The 1,296-nt window shown below is 74.1% G+C and carries 3 protein-coding genes; all 3 read right to left on the bottom strand.

Annotation, left to right across the window (positions count from 1 at the left end):
• A partial coding sequence (locus tag ACYVE7_RS34220; protein WP_460370752.1) for a hypothetical protein occupies positions 1–221 on the bottom strand: 221 nt, incomplete at its 3' end.
• 11 nt (positions 222–232) lie between these two features.
• Complete coding sequence (locus ACYVE7_RS34215) at positions 233–685, bottom strand: ATP-binding protein (protein ID WP_460370750.1); 453 nt, start codon at positions 683–685, stop codon at positions 233–235.
• Positions 685–1,296 (bottom strand): helix-turn-helix transcriptional regulator (locus ACYVE7_RS34210; protein ID WP_460370748.1); only part of this gene is annotated, 612 nt, incomplete at its 5' end. The genes ACYVE7_RS34215 and ACYVE7_RS34210, both read right to left, overlap by 1 nt.

Below are 1,296 nucleotides of genomic sequence, written 5' to 3'. Positions count from 1 at the left end.
GTCGCGGAGGCGCCGTCGCGGTGGGCGTCGGCGCCGAGCTCACGGCAGAGCTGCCGGCCCCCGGCCAGGACCGCCGAATGCAGCTCCTCGGCGGGGCTGCCGGAGGACCGGCCCGCCTGGGCGAGCTGGGTGAACCTGCGGCGCATCTCCGCCGCGGTCATGGTGTGGCCGAGCGTCTCGCGGAGCAGGTCGATGGGGGCGGCAGCAGGGGCGGGGGGCATCTGTCGTCCTGTCACGGGCAGCCGCCGGCCTCGACGAGGTAGCGGACGCACAGGGCACCGTCTTCCCGGAGCCTCCAGTCCCAGTCCTTGGCGAGCATGTCGAGCAGCCACAGCCCGCGTTCGGACTCCGCGTCGGGGTCGTGGCCGTCGCTGCGGCGGGGGAGCCGCGGCCCGCCCGCGTCGGTCACCTCGACCCGGACGTGCCGGGCGGTGATCGCGACCTCCACCCGGACGCGCCCGCCGGGAGCGCCCGACCTGCTGTGCAGGCAGGAGTTGGTGAAGACCTCCGACAGCAGCAGGACCGCGTCGTCGGCCGCCGCGTGCTCGGGCCCGAGGAGCGAGGTGAGCCAGCGGCGGGCGTGGGCGATCTGGTCGATCTGTCCGGGGAAGGAACGTTCGGCTGTTCTCGGTGCGGTGGCCGGTCTGGGGCGGCGGTGGACGCCGACGGGTTCTGGCTGGTTCATCACGCCTCGATGTGGCTGAACAGCTCGCGCCGTGTCCTGACGCCGAGCTTCTTGTAGATGCGGTGGAGGTGGTTGCCGACGGTCCGGCGGGAGAGGACGAGCCTCTCGCTGATCTCTTTGTCCGACAGGCCGCGGGCGGCCAGGAAGGCGATGTCGCGTTCCCGTCCGGTGAGGGGCCTGAGCATGGTCATGGTGGTCAGGGCCGGGGTGTGGGCCCCTTCGCACAGCGCGCTCTGCGCCCGGGCGAACCGGGCGGCCAGGGTCGCGGTGCGTTCGTCGCCGTCCGCGCGTGCGTGCTGCGCCAGTTCGGCGTAGGCCTCGGCGGCGTAGAGGGCCGCGCCGCAGCCGGTGAAGGTGTCGGCTGTCTCTCTCAGCAACGCCAGGTCGCCGGTGGCCAGCGCCCGGGTGTAGTCGAGCCGCGCCCGCAGGAACGGCCCTTCGACCGGGACCTGCCAGAACGGTCTGGCGGCGCGGGCGAACCCCAGCCGTCCCATCTCGTGGACGAGGACGGCGACGTCCCCGTAGGCGCCGTCGGCCATCGCCCGGGCGGCGGCCTCGCGCAGCCCGTGCTCGCCCGACAGATGCCCTTCGGCCGTGGTGGCGGTCCGTGC

Source organism: Actinocorallia lasiicapitis, assembly GCF_054778695.1.
Note: the sequence above shows the minus strand (reverse complement) of the source record. Positions and strands in the feature narration are given on the sequence as shown.

Coding starts and splice junctions, on each gene's coding strand:
- ACYVE7_RS34215 (WP_460370750.1), bottom strand. CDS start 685: ATGAACCAGCCAGAACCCGTCGGCGTCCACCGCCGCCCCAGACCGGCC.